The 21,002-nt window shown below is 67.6% G+C and carries 20 protein-coding genes and 6 pseudogenes; 14 read left to right on the forward strand and 12 right to left on the reverse strand.

Annotation, left to right across the window (positions count from 1 at the left end; all coding sequences use genetic code 11):
* Nucleotides 1-70: 70 nt before the first annotated feature.
* On the forward strand, nt 71-265 hold the full coding sequence (locus tag ACFVJ3_RS44895; RefSeq protein ID WP_378458217.1) for a hypothetical protein: 195 nt from the start codon (nt 71-73) through the stop codon (nt 263-265).
* A 364-nt stretch (nt 266-629) separates the two neighbouring features.
* Here the strand turns inward: ACFVJ3_RS44895 and ACFVJ3_RS44900 are convergent, their stop codons facing one another.
* Entirely contained in the window at nt 630-1,229 is a 600-nt protein-coding gene (locus tag ACFVJ3_RS44900; protein WP_378458218.1) for a hypothetical protein, read from the reverse strand.
* 499 nt (nt 1,230-1,728) lie between these two features.
* Here ACFVJ3_RS44900 and ACFVJ3_RS44905 point away from each other — a divergent pair.
* Nucleotides 1,729-5,213, forward strand: a pseudogene (locus tag ACFVJ3_RS44905) (protein kinase).
* A 194-nt stretch (nt 5,214-5,407) separates the two neighbouring features.
* Nucleotides 5,408-5,626 (forward strand): hypothetical protein, encoded by a 219-nt coding sequence (locus tag ACFVJ3_RS44910; RefSeq protein ID WP_378458219.1) that lies wholly within the window; start codon nt 5,408-5,410, stop codon nt 5,624-5,626.
* Here the strand turns inward: ACFVJ3_RS44910 and ACFVJ3_RS44915 are convergent.
* Both ACFVJ3_RS44915 and ACFVJ3_RS44920 read right to left on the reverse strand, forming a co-directional pair.
* A pseudogene (locus ACFVJ3_RS44915) lies at nt 5,626-5,787 on the reverse strand (alpha-amylase family glycosyl hydrolase); the annotation flags it as partial. The gene ACFVJ3_RS44910 and the pseudogene ACFVJ3_RS44915 sit on opposite strands and share 1 nt — an antisense overlap.
* 74 nt (nt 5,788-5,861) lie before the next feature.
* The gene (locus ACFVJ3_RS44920; RefSeq protein WP_378458220.1) at nt 5,862-7,070 is read right to left on the reverse strand and encodes a fatty acid desaturase family protein; all 1,209 of its coding nucleotides are present in this window, start codon (nt 7,068-7,070) and stop codon (nt 5,862-5,864) included.
* 732 nt (nt 7,071-7,802) lie between these two features.
* Here ACFVJ3_RS44920 and ACFVJ3_RS44925 point away from each other — a divergent pair.
* The gene (locus ACFVJ3_RS44925; protein WP_378458221.1) at nt 7,803-8,108 is read left to right on the forward strand and encodes a DUF4193 domain-containing protein; all 306 of its coding nucleotides are present in this window, start codon (nt 7,803-7,805) and stop codon (nt 8,106-8,108) included.
* A gap of 176 nt (nt 8,109-8,284) precedes the next feature.
* On the opposite strand, the pseudogene ACFVJ3_RS44930 reads toward ACFVJ3_RS44925, so the two are convergent.
* Nucleotides 8,285-8,619 (reverse strand): annotated as a pseudogene (locus tag ACFVJ3_RS44930) (cupin domain-containing protein).
* Between the two features lie 377 nt (nt 8,620-8,996).
* Here ACFVJ3_RS44930 and ACFVJ3_RS44935 point away from each other — a divergent pair.
* Nucleotides 8,997-9,464: an Hsp20/alpha crystallin family protein gene (locus tag ACFVJ3_RS44935; RefSeq protein ID WP_378458244.1), complete on the forward strand. Its 468-nt coding sequence runs from the start codon at nt 8,997-8,999 to the stop codon at nt 9,462-9,464.
* Between the two features lie 91 nt (nt 9,465-9,555).
* Here the strand turns inward: ACFVJ3_RS44935 and ACFVJ3_RS44940 are convergent, their stop codons facing one another.
* Nucleotides 9,556-9,702, reverse strand: coding sequence for a hypothetical protein (locus tag ACFVJ3_RS44940; protein WP_378458222.1), 147 nt, complete (start codon nt 9,700-9,702; stop codon nt 9,556-9,558).
* Nucleotides 9,699-9,893: a hypothetical protein gene (locus ACFVJ3_RS44945; protein ID WP_378458223.1), complete on the reverse strand. Its 195-nt coding sequence runs from the start codon at nt 9,891-9,893 to the stop codon at nt 9,699-9,701. Before ACFVJ3_RS44945 ends, ACFVJ3_RS44940 begins: the two co-directional genes overlap by 4 nt.
* 1,105 nt (nt 9,894-10,998) lie before the next feature.
* Between ACFVJ3_RS44945 and ACFVJ3_RS44950 the strand changes: the two genes are divergently transcribed.
* Nucleotides 10,999-11,652 carry a serine protease gene (locus tag ACFVJ3_RS44950; protein ID WP_378458224.1) on the forward strand — a complete coding sequence of 218 codons (654 nt, stop codon included), beginning with the start codon at nt 10,999-11,001 and terminating at the stop codon, nt 11,650-11,652.
* Nucleotides 11,653-11,779: 127 nt separating this feature from the next.
* On the opposite strand, the pseudogene ACFVJ3_RS44955 reads toward ACFVJ3_RS44950, so the two are convergent.
* A pseudogene (locus ACFVJ3_RS44955) lies at nt 11,780-12,272 on the reverse strand (recombinase family protein); the annotation flags it as partial.
* 210 nt (nt 12,273-12,482) lie between these two features.
* On the opposite strand from ACFVJ3_RS44955, the gene ACFVJ3_RS44960 reads away from it, so the two are divergent.
* From ACFVJ3_RS44960 to ACFVJ3_RS44975, 4 genes are all read left to right on the forward strand, one after another.
* On the forward strand, nt 12,483-13,160 hold the full coding sequence (locus tag ACFVJ3_RS44960; RefSeq protein WP_378458225.1) for a winged helix-turn-helix domain-containing protein: 678 nt from the start codon (nt 12,483-12,485) through the stop codon (nt 13,158-13,160).
* Nucleotides 13,150-14,523: a sensor histidine kinase gene (locus ACFVJ3_RS44965; RefSeq protein ID WP_378458226.1), complete on the forward strand. Its 1,374-nt coding sequence runs from the start codon at nt 13,150-13,152 to the stop codon at nt 14,521-14,523. The genes ACFVJ3_RS44960 and ACFVJ3_RS44965 overlap by 11 nt, the downstream gene beginning before the upstream one ends.
* Before the next feature lie 87 nt (nt 14,524-14,610).
* Nucleotides 14,611-14,949, forward strand: coding sequence for a hypothetical protein (locus ACFVJ3_RS44970; RefSeq protein WP_378458227.1), 339 nt, complete (start codon nt 14,611-14,613; stop codon nt 14,947-14,949).
* Between the two features lie 12 nt (nt 14,950-14,961).
* Nucleotides 14,962-16,290 (forward strand): hypothetical protein, encoded by a 1,329-nt coding sequence (locus tag ACFVJ3_RS44975; RefSeq protein ID WP_378458228.1) that lies wholly within the window; start codon nt 14,962-14,964, stop codon nt 16,288-16,290.
* A gap of 63 nt (nt 16,291-16,353) precedes the next feature.
* On the opposite strand, the gene ACFVJ3_RS44980 is transcribed toward ACFVJ3_RS44975, so the two are convergent.
* Nucleotides 16,354-16,587: a phosphatase PAP2 family protein gene (locus tag ACFVJ3_RS44980; protein WP_378458229.1), complete on the reverse strand. Its 234-nt coding sequence runs from the start codon at nt 16,585-16,587 to the stop codon at nt 16,354-16,356.
* Between the two features lie 198 nt (nt 16,588-16,785).
* Here ACFVJ3_RS44980 and ACFVJ3_RS44985 point away from each other — a divergent pair, with 198 nt between their 5' ends.
* The 4 genes from ACFVJ3_RS44985 (at nt 16,786) to ACFVJ3_RS45000 (ending at nt 18,785) form a co-directional block, all read left to right on the forward strand.
* Nucleotides 16,786-17,226: a hypothetical protein gene (locus ACFVJ3_RS44985; RefSeq protein WP_378458230.1), complete on the forward strand. Its 441-nt coding sequence runs from the start codon at nt 16,786-16,788 to the stop codon at nt 17,224-17,226.
* A 10-nt stretch (nt 17,227-17,236) separates the two neighbouring features.
* Entirely contained in the window at nt 17,237-17,677 is a 441-nt protein-coding gene (locus ACFVJ3_RS44990) for a nuclear transport factor 2 family protein (protein ID WP_378458231.1), read from the forward strand.
* A 299-nt stretch (nt 17,678-17,976) separates the two neighbouring features.
* Nucleotides 17,977-18,183 carry a hypothetical protein gene (locus ACFVJ3_RS44995; protein ID WP_378458232.1) on the forward strand — a complete coding sequence of 69 codons (207 nt, stop codon included), beginning with the start codon at nt 17,977-17,979 and terminating at the stop codon, nt 18,181-18,183.
* 446 nt (nt 18,184-18,629) lie between these two features.
* A complete protein-coding gene (locus ACFVJ3_RS45000; protein ID WP_378458233.1) occupies nt 18,630-18,785 on the forward strand; it encodes a hypothetical protein in 156 nt (51 codons plus the stop codon).
* Nucleotides 18,786-18,791: 6 nt separating this feature from the next.
* On the opposite strand, the pseudogene ACFVJ3_RS45005 reads toward ACFVJ3_RS45000, so the two are convergent.
* The 4 genes and pseudogenes from ACFVJ3_RS45005 to ACFVJ3_RS45020 form a co-directional block, all read right to left on the reverse strand.
* Nucleotides 18,792-18,890: pseudogene (locus ACFVJ3_RS45005) on the reverse strand (DNA-binding protein); the annotation flags it as partial.
* A 462-nt stretch (nt 18,891-19,352) separates the two neighbouring features.
* A complete protein-coding gene (locus tag ACFVJ3_RS45010) occupies nt 19,353-19,997 on the reverse strand; it encodes a TetR/AcrR family transcriptional regulator (RefSeq protein ID WP_378458234.1) in 645 nt (214 codons plus the stop codon).
* A gap of 125 nt (nt 19,998-20,122) precedes the next feature.
* Nucleotides 20,123-20,707 carry a hypothetical protein gene (locus ACFVJ3_RS45015; protein ID WP_378458235.1) on the reverse strand — a complete coding sequence of 195 codons (585 nt, stop codon included), beginning with the start codon at nt 20,705-20,707 and terminating at the stop codon, nt 20,123-20,125.
* Between the two features lie 158 nt (nt 20,708-20,865).
* Nucleotides 20,866-20,952 (reverse strand): annotated as a pseudogene (locus ACFVJ3_RS45020) (TetR/AcrR family transcriptional regulator); the annotation flags it as partial.
* Nucleotides 20,953-21,002: the final 50 nt, after the last annotated feature.

Here is a 21,002-nt window from a genome sequence, read left to right on the forward strand (position 1 = left end):
TACAGATTTCAGCGTTCCAGCCGCCCTGCACCGCTCTGACCTGCACATTCATTCCCGGAATGGCACGAAAATGCCTACGAACTGCGGAAGTCCGGGCAAGGGTGCCGTCGACCTGTACGCCGACCTCGCCGAGCGGGGCGAGGGGACCGTCCAACGGCTGCGCACCCGCCCGGGCGTCGACGAGCGCACCGAACCGGCCGACGACGACGCCGCCCAGATCGACGAGGCCAACGCTGCCCCCGCCGAGAAGGTGACGACCCGCTGACACACCCCGATCCCGGGACCCTACGGTCGGTGGTACCGAGCCGCCCTCGCGCCGCACCTGCGCGAGGGCGGCTCCCGCACTCATGACCGCCTGTAGTGGGCTCGCTCGACGTGGCACGCGGCCCGGGCAATCCTCGAACGCATCACCGGCGATCTCGACGTGCCGACCCGCAACGGACCGCTGAACCGGCCCGGTCCGGCCCCCCGGTTCGGTCTCCGCCCGGCTGGGGATGCACAGGGATCCGGTCGAGGACGCGGCCTGTGGCCGACCCGCGTCACGGCGGTGATGGATTCGATTGGGGTGACAGGTTCCCCGAATAATGAACACCGAGATGGCGGGACCGAAGGTCTCGCTGGAACGATGTTCACAATTCGGGGGGAGCCCCAGTTTCCTTGGCGCCTCTCTTGGCGGACCGGGTCGGTTTGGCGGGTGTCTTGGCGGCACCCTTCCTCGCGGGTGTCTTGGCGGCAGCAGCCTCCTTCGCGGGTGTCTTGGCGGCTGCAGCCTTCTTCACGGGTGTCTTGGCGGCAGCAGCCTTCTTCACAGCAGCAGCCTTCTTCACCGGCGGCACCTCGGACGGCACCGGTTGGGCGGTTGCCTTGGCGGCAGCAGCCTTCTTCACGGGTGTCTTCGCGGCAGCAGCCTTCTTCACAGCAGCAGCCTTCTTCACCGGCGGCACCTCGGACGGCACCGGTTGGGCGGTTGCCTTGGCGGCAGCAGCCTTCTTCACGGGTGTCTTCGCGGCAGCAGCCTTCTTCACCGGCGGCACCTCGGACGGCACCGGCTCCGACTCGGGTTTGGTGGTGATTCGAGGTTTCCCCTCGAGTCCGGCCTTGGCTCCCTCCGATGTTTTCGTCTGTTGCCGCAGCTTGCTGTTCGTCCAGGACCAGGCGCCCTCTCCTGCGTCCCGAAGAACCCCGACTGCATTTCTGGCGGCGCGCGCGGCGCCGCTGATAACGTTCATGTAGCCTTCCAGCAGTCACGGCCGCCGACGCACGGGCGGCCTTCTCGGACGTACCCATCACCGGACAGACTAATCGTGGACGTGAGTCAACGAGCGACCGGCGGATTGTGCGGTGCATATCGGTAAGTAGTGCGGCTGGCATAAACCGCCGTCTTGGCCCAGTCGCATGCACCCGTCGACGTTTCGTTCTCGCTCATGAGGGTCCTATGCCGCGGTCCGGTCGAACCGCGCCGAATGTACTGAGCACGTGACGCTTTTACCAATACGACCGCACCGGAAACGCGGTGATGACCCCTGCGTCGATCGCACAGGCATCTCGCGTGCCCCGCGGACACGCGCGCCCTCAGTTGTGCCGCCCCTGGGATAACGGGCACTCCGCGCGAACCGAACCAACCCGCGAGGGTTGACACCTGCAGCCGACTAAACTTGAGATCACCTGGTCGTGAGGTGATTCCATGGGTGTGCAGGTGCGGGGACCAGGCTTCGGGGTCGATGGGTGATGGCCGAATTCGATCCGCTGGTGACGCAACGTGATCCGACTCCTGGGATCGCGGTGGAGTTGGCCGGTGCCGGGTTCGAGGGCGCCCACGAAATCGGGCGCGGTGGCTTCGGCATCGTCTACCGCTGCCTGCAGCGGGCCCTCGACCGGACGGTCGCGGTCAAGGTGCTCACCGCCGATCTGGATCCGGACAACCTCGAACGGTTCCTGCGGGAGCAGCGCGCTATGGGCGCGCTGTCCGGCCACCCGAACATCGTCAACATCCTGCAGGTCGGCACCACGCCGTCTGGGCGGCCGTACATCGTGATGCCGTACCACTCCCGCGATTCGCTGGAGGCACGGATCCGCCGGTCCGGCCCGCTCGAGTGGAGCGAGGCGCTCGGGATCGGCGTCAAGGTGGCCGGGGCACTCGAGGCCGCACACCGGATCGGCACTCTGCACCGCGATGTCAAGCCGGCGAACATCCTGATCACTGACTATGGCGAGCCGCAGCTGACCGACTTCGGCATCGCCCGCGTCGCCGGTGGTTTCGAGACCACCTCGGGCACGGTGACCGGGTCGCCGGCGTTCACCGCCCCGGAGGTGCTCGAGGGGCGGTCGGCGACCGCCGCATCGGACGTCTACGGATTGGGTGCGACGCTGTTCTGTGCCATCACCGGGCATGCGGCATTCGAACGCCGCAGCGGTGAGCAGGTGGTGGCCCAGTTTCTGCGGATCACCACGCAGCCGGTTCCGGGCCTGCGGGGCGCGGGAATCCCCGGCGACGTGTGCGCCGTCATCGAAGCGGCCATGGCCCGGAATCCGGCCGATCGGCCCACCTCCCCGGCCGAGTTCGGGGAGAACCTGCGAATGCTCCAGCAGCGGCACGGCCTGATCGTCGACGACCTACCGCTGCCCGCCGATCCGATGCTCGCCCCCGACGACGAGCCCTCGGGCCGATCCACCTCGGGCCGGTACAGCGCCCAGCGGCGGTCCGGGGCCCGCACCCTCACCCCACCGGCCCCGGAAACCCGATTCCGTCCGCCGACACCGACCCGGACGCTGGTGCACCGCGGCCGGTTGCTCGATCTGCTGCGGGCCGGGCAGCGGCGACTACTGACCGTCATCCACGCGCCGACCGGCTTCGGCAAGACCACGCTCGCCACCCAGTGGCGCGAGGCGCTGGCCGGGGAGGGGCTGGCCGTCGCCTGGCTGAGCGTCGATCGCGACGACAACAATGTGGTGTGGTTCCTCGGGCACCTGCTCGAGGCAATCCGGCGGGTGCGCCCCACCCTGGCCGAGGATCTCGATCAGGCGCTCGAACATCACGGCGACGGGGCCGACCGGTACGTGCTGACCGCGCTGATCAACGAGATCCACGACGCCGGCGAACCCGTCGTGATCGTCATCGATGATTGGCACCGCGTCGACGCTGCCGCGACCATCGCGGCGATGGAGTTCCTCCTCGACAACGCCTGCCACCACCTGCAAGTCGTCGTGACCACCCAGAGTCGCTCCGGCCTCCCCCTGAGCCGGATGCGGGTGCGCGACGACCTGGTCGAGATCGACTCCACCGACCCCGGTTCGACGCCGCCGAAGTCCACGCCTGGCTCGTCAACCTGGGCGGCTTGACACTCGAGCAGGACGACGTCGACGAGCTGACCGCGACAACCGAGGGGTGGGCGGCGGGCCTGCAGCTGGCGTCATTGTCGCTCCGCGGCAGCGACGACCCCGAACAGCTCATCGAGTCACTGTCCGGACGGCACCGCGCTATCGGCGACTACCTCACCGAGAACGTGCTCGACACCCTGGAGCCGGACATGCTCGACTTCCTGCTCGCGACCTCGGTGGCCGAACGACTCCACGGTGACCTGGCCGCCGCGCTGGCCCACGTCGACCACGGACAGATCATGCTCGAGCGGGCCGAGGAGCGGGATCTGTTCCTGCGCGCGATCGACGACAACCGGGAGTGGTTCCGCTACCACCCGCTGTTCGCGCAGTGCCTGCAGCAACGCCTCGAACGCGAGCACCCCGAGCGGATCGCCGACCTGCACCGCACCGCGTCCCGGTGGTTCGCCGAGCACAAGCTGGTCAGCGAGGCCGTCGACCATGCCCTGGCCGCCGGTGACCAGGACCGGGCCGTGGAGTTGGTCGAACGCGATGGAACCTATCTGCTCGAGCGCACCCAGATGTCCATCCTCCTCGGGCTCGTCGCGAAACTCCCGCCACGAATCGTGGTGTCCCGCCCCCGATTGCAGCTCGCGGTGGCGTGGGCGAACATCCTGCTCCATCGCACCGAGCCCACACAGCGGGCACTCGACCTGGTCGAATCCACACTCGACGACGGCTCGCGCACCGCCGCCGAGATCGCCGAGCTGCGAGCCGAGGCCGACGTGGTGCGGGCCGTGGTGGCGGCTCGCGCCGACCGGGTCGATGGCGTCGACGAGTTGCTCGCGGCGGCCCTGTCGCGGCCGGACACGTTGCGGCCGTTTGTCGTATCCATAGCCGCGGACGCGGCCACCTTCGCCGCGATCTACCGGTTCGACTTCGCCGAGGCACTCCGGCGGCAGCAGTGGGCCGCCCCCTACCACGCAGAGAACATCGGTCCGTACGGCGTAATGCACGGACACTGTTTCGTCGGCATCGTCGACAACGAACGCCTCGATGTCCGCGAGGCCCAGGACAGATTCCGGACAGCCCTGCGGCTTGCCCGGCGATCGGGCGGGAGCCATTCATTCGCCGCGCGGCTCGCGGGGTCGCTGCTCGGCGAACTGCTCTACGAGCAGGGCAAGCTCGACGAGGCGGAACGGCTGCTCGACGAGGGCTGCAAGCTCGGCGCCGGCGGTGGCCTGGTCGATTTCAAGCTCGCCCGATACGCCGCCGGAGCCCGGATCAAGGCGCTGCGCGGCGACCGATCAACGGCGACACAGCGGCTCGACGAGGGCGCCCGGACCGCCGCGACGTTAGGCCTGCCACGCCTGCGAGCCCGGATCGAAAACGAACGGATCAGGATGGGCCTGCCCCCGACTGTCGGCCTCGAACCGCCGTCCCGCGCCGAGTACGCGACGCGCCGCCGCCCGGTCGAAGGCGTCGACGCGATCACCGCGCAGCTCGAGGAAGACACCGCCATCAGGCTGCTGATCGCGGAAGACGCCCCCGAACCCACCCGGCTCGCCTGCACCTGGGCACAAGAATGGGTGAACATGCTCGAGGACTCGGGACGGCGCAGGGCCCTGCTGCAGGCCAAGCGCCTGTTCGTCGTCTGTCTGACGGCGGCAGGGCGCACCGACGAGGCGAAGGGGCTGCTCGCCTCGATCGCGGCGCAGTGCGCAGAGCTCGGCATGACCCGCTACCTGCTCGACAGCCCGCCCTCCGTCCGCGAACTCGTCGTGGACCTGCGCGACGACCAGCTCGCCGGCCGGTGCCCGCCCGACTGGGCCCCCGTCCCGACGTCCTTCCTCACCGACGTGCTGACCGCGGACACCGCCACCGTCGACGTGGCGTGACGCGCACTGCTGCGAGGATCTCGGTGCGCCGCCCCTGCTGCCACCGCGGCATCCTTTCTGCCGCTGAAGTACCCGCCGCCGTGGAAGTAGACCAGCGTGGGACCGCTCCACGGATGCGAGCGAGGGCGGTACACGTCGAGCAGGTTTCGCTTACCCGCGTCGCCGTAGCTGATGTTCGCCACCCGCTCGACATCATGGCGACGGACGAAGAACGGCCTCAACAGGATGGGGGCGAACGGAAGTCGGCGGCGCGGCCGGGCGGCCACCCCGGCGTCGATCGCGGTGCGCCAGCCGGCACCGAGGCCCTCGGTCAAGGCATGGTCGACGACCGGCCTGCCCGCAGCCAGGTCGTCGACGTCACACTGGGGATTGGCGTCCCACTGTTGGATTCGAAACGGGCTCCCGTCGCGTGACCCGCGTCGGGCAGTCCGGGAACCTTGGCCATGGCTGACACCGCGTCGATACGGATTCCGTCGACGCCGCGGTCGAACCAGAATCGTAGGACGTCGACGAATTCGGCTCGTACTTCGTGGTTAGCCCAGTCGAGGGCGGGTTGTTCGGGTGCGAACAGGTGATGGGCATTGCCGCGCCGAGATACTCAAAATGGATCGGCGAGGTCGCCGGTGTTCGAGTGACGCCCTGGCGATGTCAGACTCCCGCACCAGCGCGAATCGCTGTCATCAGCCCGCGGCGCGTGCCCGTGACCGGGTCGATCCGCGGCCGCGGATCGGTGAACCTGCGTTCCGACGCCGTCTCGGGTGCGTCGTCGGCGGTCGCCGCGAGGAACTTGTTCGGCAACGCCAGCTTCGCGATGGTGCGCCACGACTTCAGGTACTGCGAGGGCAGCGAACCGGTCGTGTAGGGCAGGTCGTACCTCTCGCACAGCGCCCGCACGCGCACGGAAATCTCGCGCAGCCGGCTGCTCGGCAAATCGGGGAACAGGTGATGCTCGATCTGGTAACAGAGGTTCCCGCTCATGAACTCCATGACCGGCCCCGCCTCGAAATTCGCGCTGCCGAGCATCTGCCGCAGATACCACTGCCCCCGCGTTTCGTCCTCCACGTCGGCCTCGGTGAACTTCTCCGCGCCATCGGGGAAATGCCCGCAGAAGATCACGGCGTTCGTCCACACGTTGCGGATCATGTTCGCCGTCAGGTTCGCGGTGAACGTCGGCAGAAACGCCGGGCCGGTCAGGGCCGGGTAGAGAACATAGTCCTTGGCGATCTGCCTGCCGACCTTCGCGGCCACCTCGCGGCATCTGCGCGTGAACTCGACACGATCGACACCGCCCTCGGCCACCTTACCCAGCTCCAAGTGCTGGAACGCCACCCCGTACTCGAAGAACAACTGCAACAGCAGGTTGTAGACCGGATTGCCGACGCTCCACGGGTGCCAGCGCTGATCGCGGGTGACCCGCAGCAGGCCGTAACCCACGTCGTCGTCCATCCCGAGCACATTGGTGTACTTGTGATGGATGTGGTTGTGTGTCTGCTTCCAATGCGCCGACACGCCGGCGATGTCCCACTCCCACGACGACGAGTGGATCTCCGGATCGTTCATCCAATCCCACTGACCGTGCAACACGTTGTGGCCGAGCTCCATGTTCTCGACGATCTTGGCGGTGCCGAGCAGCGCCGCGCCGGCAAGCCAGGCCGGCGGAAACCAACTCGCGAACAACACCGCGCGGCCACCGGTTTCGAGGGACCGCTGCAGCCGGATCGCGTTGCGGATGTACTGGGAATCACGCTCGCCGCGCGACGCTTCGATATCACGCCGGATCGCGTCGAACTCGACGCACAGCGCCTCGACATCCGCCCCGGTTAGGTGGGCGTAGTCCGTGACATCCGAAATCGCCATGAGGCGACGCTAGCGCAGGTTACGCAACCGTAGGTTACGTGCAGATGAGATGTGAGTTAGCTAGGACGGTATTCCTACCTACGGGTCGGCGACCGAGTCCGGCCTCGCGGCGGTCGCGCAGCGTCGTCATGTTGTCGAGGGCGGCGGCCGAGTCGAAGTATGTAGACGGCCGCATCTACCTGGGAGTGGTGCTTGATCAGGGCGGTCGGGTGCTCAATCGCGAGTTCGTGCGATGACCGACCTCATTTTACTGTTGCTTTAACTGGAGATGCGGCGTAGACCGGAGGTACGGATCCACGGCAGACCAAGGTCGGACCGGAAGAGAAGATTCCACCTCTCGGTTGTGGCGCCCAGCACGAGCTGTAGGCACCCACGCAAAGCAAAGCCCCCAAAGTGGGCTCAGCGCGGTGGGCTTGCGTCAGGCGGGAAATGTCTCCTGACGCCGAGGCCACATTTCACCGCGCAACCATGCACGCCTGGTAACCGGGTGGTTCGTGCTCGCGGACGGGTCCCCTTTGGGTCAGGGGCGCCCGCCCGACGTGTGTATGTGGAACCCCAGGGTCCAGCTCCGTCATCGATCTCGAGCAGCATTCGGACCCGGCCCATGGCCGAATGTGACGATGTGACCTCATGTGACCGGTTACGGGCACAAAACACGGTGGGATGCGTAGACATGCAATCGACCTCCGCGATCACGGGGCGGCTCCGGGAAGACACCCGAGAGGGAGGGTCATGGCCACCGACTACGACGCACCCAGAGTTACCAACACCGACAACGAGCCATCCGAGGACTCGCTCGACCAGCTGCAGGCCGGAAGGAACGAATCACAGTCCGCCGTCGCCGACGTCGAGGAGACGGACACCGCGGAGTCCTTCGAGCTGCCCGGGGCCGACCTGTCCGGCGAGGAATTCACGGTCCGGGTGATACCCAGGAAGGCGGACGAATTCACCTGCACCAGTTGTTTCCTCGTCCATCACCGCAGCCGCCTCGCCGACACGGCCGGTGGGCAGATGATCTGCCTGGACTGCGCCAGCTGAGCACATCCCAGCACAGACGTGGGTGTGCGGCGCCGGGAACCGCGGCGGAGGCGAGCACCTGCCCGGCACCGCGCCTGCTCTCGACCCAGGGGGTGATGTCGCGGCCCGCATCGTCGGGCGGTATCGGAAGCGATGCGCCGGGGCCGGCCGGCAAACCCGGGCTGCCGGTGCGGGGGTCACGACAGCTTCGCGACCGTCAACAGGACCGCCGAGTCCACCAACGCTTCGTTGGCTGTGCCGTGCGTCGGGCACGATGAGCAGGTCACCCGCACGCCCCTCCCACGACAGATCGCCGGCCACGAGCCGGACCCGACCGGACAAGACCTGCACCGTCGCCTCACCCGGGTTCGAATGCTCCCCGAGAACCGCGCCCTCAATCATGCCGATCACCTTCTGCCGCAAGACTTTCTCATGCCCGCCGAAGAACGGTGTCGGCGGTGTGGCCACCACCCGCGGTGGCCGCCTCTTTGAGCTGCTGACGAGCCAAGGCTTCGAGAGAAACCCGCTGCATGTCAATAGTGTCAACCCCGCACACGGAGCAGCGCGGCGAAAGTCTGCTCCGCCGCAGAGCCACGATCACCCGACCGGCGCGGCCGGGTTGTTCTCGCTGGCACCAGGGGAAAGTGGTGGTGGACGACGAAACCCCAGCCCCCCCGGCCCGCACCCGGCGGGGTCTGGGCCGTGGTGATCGGTGGCCTGAACGCAGCGGGCAGCACCCGTCCGCGAGACACTTGCGGCCTCTGTCGGAAATCCTTGCAATCCGCCGGGACCGGGCGTCGAGCGCACCTGGCGCCCGCGCAGGTGCAGTGCAAAACTAGAAGGAGCGCAGCCAGCCGACACCCGTCGCGGTGGCGAGGTGCGGCCACCAACATGTAGGAGGTGGTTGCTGTGCTTCATCCCGACCCATTCCGTGACATCGACAGACTCACCGAGCAGCTGCTCGGCACGTCGGCCGGATCCGCCCGAGCCCCACGGTTCATGCCGATGGACCTCTACCGCTCCGGCGATCACTACGTCCTCCACGCCGACCTCCCGGGCGTGGACCCCGGCTCGGTGGACGTCAGCGTCGACGGCGGCATCCTCTCCGTGAAAGCCCAACGCAGCGAACGCACCGAACACGACGTGCAGTGGCTGACCTCCGAGCGCTTCACCGGCAGCTACCTGCGTCAGCTGTCCCTCGGCCAGGACATCGACGCCGACCACATCGCCGCCACCTACGAGAACGGGGTGCTGACGGTCACCCTCCCCGTGGCAGAAAGGGCCAAGCCGCGCCGGATCGAAATCACCCCCGGGGCACGTGAGGAAACCAAGGTCATCGAGCCCAGCGACTCACCCGACCAGACCAGCACGACCTAACCTCTTCACCGGACACGGTCCCGGCAAATCACGCCGCCGGGACCCTCGTCTCGTCGGCTTCGGGATGGCGTATCGATCGAACAGTGAACCATCACGTCGGCGGCTGGACCTGGTGCCGACAGCGCTGGGCGGCGGCGACACCCTGGTCATCACCCGCCTGGACCGTCTCGTCGGAGGCCAGAGCCGCCTCGAATATGGTTCGTACATCGGCGGCGTTGGCGCCGTCGGGTGGTTTCACGGGCGAACGAGGATCGTTCTCGGCGCCGGCAGGCCCGCCCGCCGGTTCCCGCCGACCACCTTCTCAGCGGGTAGGGCGCCGACGAGGACGACGAGCGAGGTCAGGACCGCGGCGAGGGTCATCGCCATGGCGGCCGCCACCAACACTCCCGCGACCGGGCTCAGGCAGGCAAGCCCGATGCACAGGGTCACCCCTGTCGCCGCAGCGGCGTCCCCAGCAGCGCGGCCAACGCTAGGCACCTCTGGCCGCGGGCGTCAGCGGAGCCGCCACACGGCGACCGAGCCGTTCAATGCCAGGGTCGTCCCCTCCGGGAAGCGGTGCACGGCCAGCCCGCATGCCGCGCCGATCCCACAGGCGCGACCCGGCTCGCACGGCGGCCGATCCGGACCGTCGCACCCATCACGCCGTACGAGGCCTTGCCTCGCCGGCGCATCCACATCGAGGAGCACCGGCACCGGGTCGTCGACCAGCTGGAACGGGAACGGACTAACCGGTAGGCAGCGTGCATCAGCGCTCGAGCCGCGGCGCCCAGTACCCCGGGCACACGGGGCCGGCCGCCCGGCTCGACGAACTCCGCGCCGCGCGGACGGCTGGCCCTGCACGGTGCTGAATGAATCCGGTACCGGGTTACCCGGAACGCACCAGGGTCGGCGCGCGCAAGATACTCGACTCCGAGCCCGTCAGTCGGGTAGAGCGTCGAATCGGTGCGGGTCGCGCGTCGGCGTCGACGGGGCGGCCCCCGCCTGGTCTCCGGTGGCCATGTCCCGACCACCTCGTCACCGACGGGGAGCCCGGGGTCGGCACCTCGAACACTCGGCTCGCAAGGATTGGGTTAGTTCCCCAGGGGCGCTGCGCCCCCGTGGTGACGGGAAAATGTGGTGCCCGGGTCACCCCTGGGTGCGTCGTCCATCGCCCGCCGTCCTCGCCGGCCTGGTGGGATCGATGCTGCCCGGAGGACACTTACAGGGTGTTCCGGTCGACCCCGATCCGTCTATGGTGCCGGCGAGCACGTGGGTTGGTTTGGTGGTGGACGGCGCAGCTTTGTCCGCGGGCACCGTGGATTGTTGCCTTCCGAGCACGAGTGTCAGAATCCTGTATCCACCCGCCCTCCCCGGAACACGCACCCACACAAGCGAATGCGTATCGGGCCCAGCCCGGGAAACGGTGGTCGGTGATGGATGTGGTGCACCCGCGGTGCGCGGGAATCGAGATCTCCAACACGGACGCCACGGTGTGCGTGCGGATCCTGGTAGAGACAGATGCGACCGTCGGGGTCATTCCGGGAAGGCTCGAACAATGTTGACACGATTCGCGGCGGTTGTGGCAGCGACAGTCGGACTTCTGGGAACCGTCGTCGTGGGTGTCGCGACGGCTGCGCCGCCGGTGGTGATGGGCGGCGGGACGGGGATCGTCGTCAACGACGAACTGGTGTGCTCGCTCACGACGATCGGGCACGACAATGCGGGGCGGCTGGTCGGGTTGACGGCGGGGCACTGCGGTGACGTCGGTGCGTCCGTGGTTCCGGAGGCCAGTCAGGACAGCGGGGTGGTCGGCCAGTTCGTGGCGTCGAATCCGGCTCTCGACTACGCGGTGATCCAGTTCGATCCCGGCGAGGTGGTTCCCGTCAACCGGGTCGGCAGCGTCACCATCACGGGAATCGGCGCACCCGCCGGGTTCCCGCAGGTGGCGTGCAAGGAAGGCCGCACCACCGGCAACACGTGCGGCATCGTGTACGGGGACCTCCTCGGTACCGGGGAGACCTGGACGCAGGCGTGCGTCGTCGAAGGCGATTCGGGTGCACCGGTGGTCGTCGGCACCACGCTGGTAGCGATGGTCAACGCCTACCTCGTCGCGCCGTGCATCGGCCCGGAGATCGGCACCAACATCAATTCGATTGTCGCCGACATGAACGCAACAGGCGGGTACGGCGCCGGCTACCGGCCCATCTAAGGAGCATGTCTCATGTGGGGAGTTTCTTGAAGCAGGTGAGCGCGACGGCGAGGTGGAGGAATCCGGCGAAGTGCTCGCCGTGGCGTTCATAGCGGATGGTCGGGCGTCGGTAACCGGTGAGCCAGGCGATGGTGCGTTCGATCTTCCACCTGTATCGGCCGAGCCGGTCGTTCCTGTCGATCCCGCGTCGGGCGATCCGCGGGACGATACCTTGTTCGCACAGCCACCGGCGGTGTTTGGCGTAGTCGTAGCCCTCGGTGGCGTAGGCGAGCTGGGCGTCGGTGACCACTCTCGGCCGGCCGACACGGCCGCCCTTCTCGGTGGCCACTGAGAAGGGCATGGGCTGCTCTCTTGACCGCGTAGGTGCGTTCCATCTGCCCGAACAGCGCCACCACCGCCCGCAGCCCCACCGGGTCGTCGGGGTTGGTCGAGTCGATCCGGAACGGGTCGGCCAGGTTCCGGATCCCGATGCCGCGCTGGTGCAGGTCGTGGATCAGGTTGAGGGTCTCGCGGACGGTGCGGCCCAGCCGGTCGAGGGTGTGCACCACGATGACATCGCCGCCGCGGACGTACCCGAGGAGCGCTTGCAGTCCGGGCCGCTCGGTGGTGGCCCCGGAGCGGCCCGGTCATCACATCAGTGAGATCGGCCAGGATGAACTCCGGTCCCGCCTCATACTTGTCTTCCCGCTCACGCTGCGTCGACACCACGGACCCAGGTCTGCACCCACAACAGCAGGACCGATGCCGGAGCGGCGGCACCGAAATCGCAGGACACGTCCGATCTGTTTTCAGCCGTGAGTCAGTTTCCGGCTGCGATCATGGACTGCACGATGCGGCTACTTTTGGTCGAAGACGAGCGGCGCCTTGCCGCCGGGCTGCGCAAGGGGCTCGAGGCGGAAGGTTTTGCTGTCGATGTCGTGCACAACGGCACCGACGGCCTCTGGATGGCGCGCGAGAACCCGTTCGATGCGATCGTTCTCGACATCATGTTGCCCGGGGTGAACGGTTACCAGGTGTGCCGAACCTTGCGCAGCGAGGGCAATTGGACCCCGATCCTGATGCTCACCGCCAAGGTCGGGATCTGGGACGAGGTGGAGAGCCTCGACACCGGCGCCGACGACTACCTGGCCAAGCCGTTCTCGTACGCGGTGCTGCTCGCCCGGCTGCGGGCGCTGCTGCGCCGGGGCGCGAGGCCGCGTCCCACCGTGCTCGAGGTCGGGGACCTGCGGTTGGATCCGTCGGCCCGCCGGGTGTGGCGCCGCGGCGAGCAGATCGATTTGACGACACGTGAGTTCGCGGTCCTGGAGTTCCTGCTGCGCCATCCCGGCGAGGTGCTGCCGAAGACGGACATCCTGGGCCACGTCTGGGACTTCGACTTCGACGGTGACCCGAACATCGTGGAGGTCTACGTGCGGCGGCTGCGCACCAAGCTGGCGCGGCCGACGGATCCGCCGGTGATCGAAACCGTTCGTGGAGCCGGATATCGGCTGGTCGCCCATGGTGACTGACCGCACGCCCGCCCGTATCCGCCGGGCACGTGCGCGCGTCGGCACGGTTCGGGCGGGCACCACGGCGGTGGCGACCGTGATCGTCGCGGTCGCACTGGTCGTGGGCGCCGCCGCGCTGATCGTGGCGCTGCGCGGCACGCTGATCGACGAGGTCGAGGAGACGGCCTGGGCGCAGGCACACGAGGTGGCGCGTCAACTCGAATCCGGTCGACCGCCGACGTTGGAGGTCGCCGGCAGCGATGAGCAATTGATTCAGGTGCTCGGCCCGGACGGCGAGGTGCTCGCCTCGAGCCGCAACGTCACCGGCGAAGCCGCGGTGGTGCGACTGGAGCCGGACGAGTCCGCGCGCGTCGTGACGCCGCTCGACGACGACCCGTTCGTCGCGGTCGCGGCGGGTGCGCAGACCCCCGCCGGGCCGCGGACGGTGGTGGTGGCCAGGGCGTTGATCGGCGTCTTCGAAACCACGAGCCTGATCACCAAGCTGCTGATCGTCGGACTGCCGATACTGCTGTTGGTGGTGGCGGGCACGACCTGGCTGACGGTGGGCAGAGCGCTCGCGCCGGTCGAGGCGATCCGGCGTGAGGTCGACGAGGTCTCGGCCGCACACCTGCACCACCGGGTACCGCAGCCCGGGACCGACGACGAGATCGGGCGATTGGCGTCGACCATGAACCGGATGCTGGCCCGCCTCGAGCGTGCCCGAAACAGTCAGCGGCGCTTCGTTTCCGACGCCTCGCACGAGCTGCGCTCCCCGATCACCACGATCCGCCAGCACGCGGAGGTCGCGCTCGCGCATCCGGACCGAACCACCACCGAGGAGCTGGCCGAGGTGGTGCTCGCCGAGGACCTGCGGATGCAGCACCTCGTCGAGGACCTGCTGCTGCTGGCCCGCGCGGACGAACACGTCCGGCCGCCGAGTGCGCCGGTCGATGTCGACGACCTCGTCTTCGACGAGGCGCGCCGGCTTCGCGCGACCACCTCCCTGCGAGTCGACACGGCGGCCGTGACGGCGGCACGGGTGCACGGCGATGCCGAGGCACTCGGCATCGTCCTCCGCAACCTCGGAGCCAACGCCGCCCGGCACGCACAGAGCCGGATCGACTTCACGCTCGCCGAGCGGGGCAGCGACGTGCTGTTGACGGTCGACGACGACGGACCGGGAATCCCGGAACCCGAACGGCGGCGGGTGCTCGATCGGTTCGTCCGGCTCGATGCCGCGCGCTCCCGCGACACCGGCGGCAGCGGTCTGGGCCTGGCCATCGTCGACGAGATAGTCCGGGCACACCGCGGGTCGGTGTCGATTTCCGAATCGCCGCTCGGCGGCGTGCGCGTCGAGGTGATATTGCCCGCTGGTGATGGCTGAACATGTTTCGACGAGCGTTCAGGCTGCCGTCAGGTGGCCGGGGCCAGCCTTGATCGCATGAGGAGTTTCAGCGAAGGAAGTTGTGCGATGAGGATCAAACACGTCCGACTTGCGGCGGCCGCCGTGGGCGTCGCGGTTGCGATCGGTACGGGTGTCGCGGTGGCCTCGAGTGGTGACCAGGAAATCCCCATCACCGGGGACGCCCTCGCGAGGGCCAGCGCCGTCGCGGTGGCGCACACCGGTGGCGGGACCGTCACCGGCACCGAGGTCGGCGACGAGGAGAGCCTCTGCGAGGTGGAGGTGACCCTGCCCGACGGCAACCAGGTCGACGTCCAGCTCGACGAGAACTTCACCGTCGTCGGCACCAAGACCGACGGGCCCGGCGCCGACGACGGGGACGACGTACCGGACAACGACGGCAACTGAAAGGGCCCCGGGATGAACACCGGCCCCGTGCGCCGCCTCGCCGCGATGTTGCTCTGCGCGGTAGTCGGTGTCGCCCCGGCCGCGTGCGGCAACGACTCCGCCCCCACGGCCTGCATCAGGGTTGTCGACGAATCCGGCGACCCGACCGACGAGTGCCTGCAACTCGCGTCGGACGGTGCGCGCGTCGACCTCGGCACCCCGACCTTCAGCACACCGACCTCGATCACGAACCGGCTGCATCCGACGAGCGCGCTCACGCAGGCGATCTACGGCGGTCAGGTGGGCGGCGAGCCGTTCCGCATCGAGGTGACCCGGCTGCCCGGGACCAAGACAATCCAGTGGCGCGGCACGCCGGTCGAGACGGTGATCGTCCAGTACGTCGCCTACCTGGACGGGCGCATCCACGAGGTGGCGATCGACTGGTTCGCCCAGGCCGACGACGGGTCGGTGTGGTACTTCGGCGAGGACGTTGTCAACTTCGAGAACGGGCGCGTCGCCGAAATCGAGGGGACCTGGCTGGCCGGCGACCAGATACCGGCCGCGATGATCATGCCGGCGCAGCCGCGCGTCGGTGACGTGTACTGCCCGGAGAACGCCCCGGAGGTGGTGTTCGAGGAGGTCCGCGTCGAGAAGATCGACCAAAATATCCCCGGCCCCAGCGGAAACATCGGCGGCGCCATGGAAGTCAGCGAGCTGCACATGGACGGGACGCGGGAGGGAAAGGTCTTCGCTCCCGGATACGGCGAGTTCTCCACCGGACGCCCCGCTGGTGACCTCGAGGCGGTGTCGCTGGCCTCGCCCACCGACACTCGGCCGGGTCCGGCTCCGCCGGAGTTCGGCGCGCTGTCAATCGCCGTCGGCGATATTTTCGGGGCGGTCGCGGCCGCCGACTCCGAACGCGCGAGGCAGGCCGCCACGGCACTCGATCGGGCATGGGATTCGGTTCGTACCGTGGGCATTCCGCCTCAGACGGAGCTGCAGATGCAACGCGACATCGACACCCTCACCCGCGCCGTCGGCGATCGGGATTGGGGGTCCGCACAATCGGCTGCGCTGCGCATCGCCCAGAACGAGCTCGACCTGCGGCTGCTGCACCAGCGGGTGATCGACGTCGACCTGGCCCGTCTCGCACTGTGGGCACGCCAGCTTCCGGTCGATGTCGCCGCCGCCGACCGGTTCGGTCCTGGCCGACGTGGCGGCGCTCGATCGGGTCTGGGAGCGCACCCGACCCGGGGTCGAGGCAACCGCGTATGTGGACACCGCGCGGCACCGCCGGCGGCGGGGAGGTCTGTGCCCGCGGCGAACCTCACGCAGGCGGTCGCGGGATTGCACGCCAGGTGACGGCGGGCCGATCCGGGTCGTGCCGAAGCTACCGGCTCGCGCGGACGATCGAAGTCGCCGACCTCAGGAACTGAGTAGGGCCTCGGCCCTACTCGGTGGGCGTGTGCCGACGAGCACATCGTGCGGGTAGTGGGCGCCGACGTAGACGCGAGAGAATCCCATGACCGCGGCGGCCGCGCGGCGAGCAGTAGCATCGCGCACCCCAATCCGGCGGCGGTGAGCAGCAAACCCAGTGCGACTCCGGCTGAACACCGCCAGGAACCGTTGCGCGAAGCCGACCGAGCGGAAGCCCATCATCGACCGTTCTCGTTTTCGGGACGCCCGGTTGTGCCCCCGACATGCACCGCCATCGTCGTTAATACGCGGAGACGGTGGTGAATGTCGATAAGCGCGGCTACCGGCGTGCGATCACGCCAGGAGTTCTTGAGAGTTTGAGCGATCTTCGATAGTGCTCAGTGACCATTGGGGATCGGGGAATAGGCCGGCTTCTCGCTGATGCTCGCGATCATCGGCGGCACCCCGGCGCGGTTCGCACCCTTCTCCCAGCTCTTCCAGCAGGCCCTGCAACGCTCCGGGCGCGCCGCCCTCACCGCCAGTGTTTTCCGCGGCGACGACTTCGATGTCTCCGGCCGTTGCCCGCGCCACACGCTCCCAACCACTCCTGACTTCTGGCATCAGAGGCGTCCTGTTCGCCCGCGTCTGCACGGCCGCCGCATCGTGATGTGCTGTCGTCGGCGGAGTCCGAAGCCTTGGCCGCAGCGCATGGTCCATCCGTACCGTTCGAGCCAAGCCAGGATAACGGAAATCGTCGCCTCGCCGCGTGACGATCGGCCACGGTCTCCGCTCCCAGCCAACGGCGATGAGCTCTCCGCCACCGGCGTGGCACCGATCAGCTTCACCGAATTCGCGTCCACGACCGCTCCGGCGTGGAAGTAAACTTCACATCGTGAAGGCGCCCATTGCCGACCTCGCGGATTTCGCCGCGCTGGAGCCATTCTTTCGGATCATCGAACAGGGTCTGGACGGACTGGCCCCGCCCGGACACTTCTTCGACCTCCTCGCAGAGGACATCACCGTCGACTACGTGATCACCGTCCCCGGGTACCCACGGCACATCGAGGGCCGCTCCGCAGTCGCCGAGCTATACCGCCCCTACGGCACCACCATCGTTCTCGACCGCTGCTTCGATCTGACCGTCCACCACGACAGCACCACCGGAGTCGTGGTACTCGAGTACGCCTCCGAAGGCCACGTAAGTGGCACCGGACATCGATACGCCAACCGATACATCTCCGTACTCACACTCCGCGACGGCGAAATCACGCACTGGCGGGACTACCTCGACCCCATCGCCGTCTTCGACGCCCTGGGCTGGCCACCACACTGATCTCCCGCCCGTACACCCTCAGACCCCCCGCGCCGGCACCCAACACACCCCCCGACACTCACACCGGAAGATAACAACCCGGGGACATATCATCACACCAGGTCACAGCGCCATTACGCCCGCAAGTACCGACGTCGCGTTGATCCCACCCATAACCACCTACGCACCGGCACAGGACCCCCTGGAATGAACAACAGGGAATTCAGCAGCACCGGTTCACGTCGCGTCGGGTGCGGGGCCGCCTGTAGTGATGGCTGGTCCTAACCAACACCACCGAGAAGATCAACAACCGACATCTGTTGGAAATAAGCAATTACGTTCAACCCGTCCGGATCGAACAGGTCCACTCGGACTCCGGCGCACTCAACGATGTCGAGAGCTGGTGCGCGACGCCGGAGCTTCGCCGGTGGATGGACCTGTTCCGATTCCGCGAGGACTTCGTGTCGAAGCTCGGCACACCCGGGAATGCCGGGAAGGAGGAGTGCCGGCTCGGGTCGACCGCTTGACCGTCTGGAACGAGATCAACGGCAGGCGAACCCAGCCTGAAACGATGCCACCGGGAGTCAGCCACGGAATCGAGTGCGGTGCCTGGTCGATCAGTTCGCGGGCTCGGGCCGAAGAGCACCCCTGGTCATCTGCCAGACGAATGCAGTGTGTTCCGCGGTAGGTCACGGCGAGTTCGTCGTAGCGGGTGGCGACCGCTCGCCACTGCTTGATGCAGTTGCACAAGAGTTCGACAACGGTGCGGCGATCGCGGGTGTGAGGTGGCAGATACCCGAGTCGGCGGCGTCGGCCGGAGTCAGGAACTGAGATTGATCTGCGTACCGACGTCGAGTTCGAGTGCCCCATCGATGACCAGCCGGGCAACCACGAGGTCCTCGCCGAGCTCCCCGAGATTCGGTCCCGCCGAATCGCCTTCAACCGGGGAGTCACGCTCGCGGACGCGTTTGCCGTGGCCACGCCTCTGCTGGCACCCGACGGCAGTCTGATTGCGGCGATCAGCGCGGCCGTCGACGCGTCAGCAGCGGAAGGTCTCGACGATATCGGCGAAAAGCTCAAGAAGGCTGTTGCCAGCCTCGGTCCTCAATACGGGCTCAAACTGAGCTGAAAGCGTCTACGTAGATCTCATACCATCTGCCACTGGTGTGGCAGGCGTTAGAGATGGACGTGTGTCACGGCTACCCGCATCACCGTGCGGTGGTGTGGGTTTGACCGGGAGCATCCGGCCGCGCCCCGCGCGCTGCCCCGAGTCCACAAGCCGTGGTCCTCGGAGACCGGGTGCGCCACACCACCGGCACTCTCCCGCACCATCTTCACCCGGTTTTCCAGCGATGACTCGTGCCCTGTGGAGTCCCGCACCCGGTTATCCAGCGCCTCCACCCGTCCGGGCGCCACCGCCACCGAACCCCGACACGGGGCCTGCCCGGGTAGACGTCCAGATCCGCGCGATCAATATCGGGTGTCCCGCACCGATACGCCGAGACCGCAACCGACCCTCCGACGCCGCCTAACGCACCCCCGTCATGCCCAGGTACCCTGCAGCCTCACCAATCCGACTGCCGCAGAATGTAGTAGATACTATGAGAAGTCATAGAATTTCGATCAACAGCGGAAAGCCTGAACAGCCCGGCGCGCGCCAGGCGCGGATCTCGAGCGGCTATGTGGCGGTTGCGCCTCAGGGTTGAGCGTCGGCGTCGGGTAAGGGGCGTCGGCAGATTTCGTGGGCTTCATCGGCCGAGACGCCGAACATGCGCAACAGGTCCTCGGTGACTTGATCGGTGTCCTCCGCGTCGTCACGTTCGGGGTGATCGTGCAGCAGTTGACCCAGGCAGAGCGCCGCCCCTGCTGTGATTGTCAGGGCCAGTTCGGGGTCGCGCACGCTGAACCGGCCCGCACGGGCGGCTGCCTCGATGTCTCGGCGAGCTCTCGGCGCCAGGCCTTTGTCCGAGCTGACCAGACTTGGCCCGTCGCGGAGCAGAACTTTGCTCAGTTCGGGATTTCTGCGATGCAGGCGTCCGGTCAGACGGAAGCTCTGCGCAAAGATCTGGGCAGGGTCGTCCAGATCGGCGGTCAGTTCGTCGAGTATCGCGCCGTGGCGGTCGAGGGCCTCCTCCACGGCCGCGTGGAAGAGCTCCTCCTTGGTCTGAAAGTGGTTGTAGAACGACCCCATTCCGACATCAGCGGCCTGGGTGATCTCGAGTATCGGGGCGGTCAGCTTCCCAGCCGCCATGAATGACTGGGCTGCGCGTACGAGTGCGGCGCGGGTCCGCGCCTTGCGCCGTTCCAGACGGTTCGGTGCATCGGCGATCTGCTCGGTCATGCCTGCGTGCCCTTCTCCTGCTCCGTCCGACCTTGCCCAACACTACCCGCGTGTCATCAATATTGACGAATTCCTCATACTTGGCAGCTACTCCAATCGGCAAGCAGCAGTTACACGCGGTCTGACTAATGGCCGAGGATCTTGATGCCGACCACAAGTACGCCCACACCGACCAAACCTGCGATGGTGAACAGCTGTTGCCACCAACGTAATTGGGCCATTCGCACGGCAACCAGGGCAATTACCCCAAGTTCGACGACGAGGATCCACATCGCGATCCACATCGCTGTGGATAGGCTCAATAGTCCGACGGCGGCTGCGACCAATACCAGCAGGGGCAAGATCGCGGCCTCCACGATCTGGCCGGAGGCCTGCAGCATCCGCAGCGCTGCCCGTCCGCGCGGAGCAGTGTGGCGCGCGCCGAGGTGCGCTACCCAGTCGGCAAGCAGGCTCGCTGCCCAGAGCCCGCCGGTGGCCACCGCGACATCGAGGACCCGAGACCATGGGCTCGTCTCGGGAGCCGTATAGCGGACGAGGACGGCGAGCGTCGCCAAACACGTCATCGCGCCGTACACACGCTCCCGCAGGAGCGCGACGACCTGCTCCACGGGAATCTCCTCCCGATTCGCCTCGCTGGCCGCGCTCACTTCGGTAACCGCGCGAATCGGTTCGAATCTGCGTTGTCCGAGCAACCGCTGCACCAATCCCATTCCAGCCATTAGTATCCCGTCTACGCCGCGGGTGCCCGCGACGTTCTGGCGCGGTAAGTGTGGCCGCGGCCGCGGGCCCGCCTGGTGCGCCACTCGGATGCGGTCCGTAATTTTCCTGGCGTCGTCGAAGTAGTCGGCGTCGGCGTGAACGGGGTAACCGACTGGGCTGCGCGTACGAATGCGGCGCGAGTATGCGCCTTGCGCCGGCCCAGGCGGTTCGGTGCATCGGTGATCTGCTCGATCATGCCTGCGTGCCCTACTCCGTCTGACCCGGCCCTACCCTACCGCGCGTCAT

Source organism: Rhodococcus sp. NPDC127593 (assembly GCF_042671975.1).
Taxonomy (GTDB): Bacteria; Actinomycetota; Actinomycetes; order Mycobacteriales; family Mycobacteriaceae; genus Rhodococcus_F.

Coding starts and splice junctions, on each gene's coding strand:
- ACFVJ3_RS44895 (WP_378458217.1), top strand. CDS start 71: ATGCCTACGAACTGCGGAAGTCCGGGCAAGGGTGCCGTCGACCTGTAC.
- ACFVJ3_RS44900 (WP_378458218.1), bottom strand. CDS start 1,229: ATGAACGTTATCAGCGGCGCCGCGCGCGCCGCCAGAAATGCAGTCGGG.
- ACFVJ3_RS44910 (WP_378458219.1), top strand. CDS start 5,408: ATGGCGACGGACGAAGAACGGCCTCAACAGGATGGGGGCGAACGGAAG.
- ACFVJ3_RS44920 (WP_378458220.1), bottom strand. CDS start 7,070: ATGGCGATTTCGGATGTCACGGACTACGCCCACCTAACCGGGGCGGAT.
- ACFVJ3_RS44925 (WP_378458221.1), top strand. CDS start 7,803: ATGGCCACCGACTACGACGCACCCAGAGTTACCAACACCGACAACGAG.
- ACFVJ3_RS44950 (WP_378458224.1), top strand. CDS start 10,999: ATGTTGACACGATTCGCGGCGGTTGTGGCAGCGACAGTCGGACTTCTG.
- ACFVJ3_RS44960 (WP_378458225.1), top strand. CDS start 12,483: ATGCGGCTACTTTTGGTCGAAGACGAGCGGCGCCTTGCCGCCGGGCTG.
- ACFVJ3_RS44965 (WP_378458226.1), top strand. CDS start 13,150: ATGGTGACTGACCGCACGCCCGCCCGTATCCGCCGGGCACGTGCGCGC.
- ACFVJ3_RS44970 (WP_378458227.1), top strand. CDS start 14,611: ATGAGGATCAAACACGTCCGACTTGCGGCGGCCGCCGTGGGCGTCGCG.
- ACFVJ3_RS44975 (WP_378458228.1), top strand. CDS start 14,962: ATGAACACCGGCCCCGTGCGCCGCCTCGCCGCGATGTTGCTCTGCGCG.
- ACFVJ3_RS44980 (WP_378458229.1), bottom strand. CDS start 16,587: ATGATGGGCTTCCGCTCGGTCGGCTTCGCGCAACGGTTCCTGGCGGTG.
- ACFVJ3_RS44985 (WP_378458230.1), top strand. CDS start 16,786: ATGCTCGCGATCATCGGCGGCACCCCGGCGCGGTTCGCACCCTTCTCC.
- ACFVJ3_RS45010 (WP_378458234.1), bottom strand. CDS start 19,997: ATGACCGAGCAGATCGCCGATGCACCGAACCGTCTGGAACGGCGCAAG.
- ACFVJ3_RS45015 (WP_378458235.1), bottom strand. CDS start 20,707: ATGGGATTGGTGCAGCGGTTGCTCGGACAACGCAGATTCGAACCGATT.